The 625-nt window shown below is 41.4% G+C and carries 2 protein-coding genes; both read right to left on the bottom strand.

The genetic code is table 11. The features are described 5' to 3' along the window. Window positions 1-157: excisionase (locus KSU54_RS18595; RefSeq protein ID WP_217749056.1), on the bottom strand; the 157-nt coding region annotated here is incomplete at its 3' end. Further along, window positions 150-625: replication initiation factor domain-containing protein (locus tag KSU54_RS18590; protein ID WP_217749055.1), on the bottom strand; the 476-nt coding region annotated here is incomplete at its 5' end. The genes KSU54_RS18590 and KSU54_RS18595, both read right to left, overlap by 8 nt.

The raw sequence follows: 625 nt of genomic DNA, 5'->3' as shown, positions 1-625 counted from the left end.
TCTGTATGCGGTTGCCATTCATAATGAGCCAGCCAGCGTCCTTGTTTTCCTCTGCCAATCGTCTTAACTTGTTTTCTCCAATGCGGAAATACTTTGACGCTTCTTCAATGGTAAGGGTGTATTTTTCCCATACGGGAATATCCTGTGTATTACTCATAAAACACCCCCTCACTTTCGATTACGTCTGATATGTCCGTACACATCTGTTCCACAAGCATTTCCTGTTTTTCAGAAAGGTGGGTACATTCATCAATCATTTTCATGTAGTTTGAACCTGTCAGCCTGTCGATTTCCTCTATCATCACGATTGACGGCATGACCTGTCTTTCCAGCCATTGCAGAGTGCGTTCCATATTGACAGGTACAGGGTTCATTTCAAAAGGTAAACTGTCATGGGAAATGAATATCTCCCACAATGGATAGTCAGGAAATTCCACAAAATCGGTAATGAGATAAAACACCAGCCCATGAGGGTTATACGTCAATAACAGTTCTTCAACTGCCTGTACCGCCTTTTTGTCACGCAGACGAATTTCAAAACGGTTGATAATATCGGTATGTTTCTTTTTCGTTGCCTGTTCCTTTTGTTTTTCATACAGGCAGAAATATTTTGTGCTTGCCTTTG

It is taken from the genome of Erysipelatoclostridium sp. MSK.23.31, from assembly GCF_019125875.1.
GTDB lineage: Bacteria > Bacillota_I > Bacilli_A > Erysipelotrichales > Coprobacillaceae > Thomasclavelia > Thomasclavelia ramosa.
This window is presented reverse-complemented; position numbering and strand designations above follow the sequence as displayed.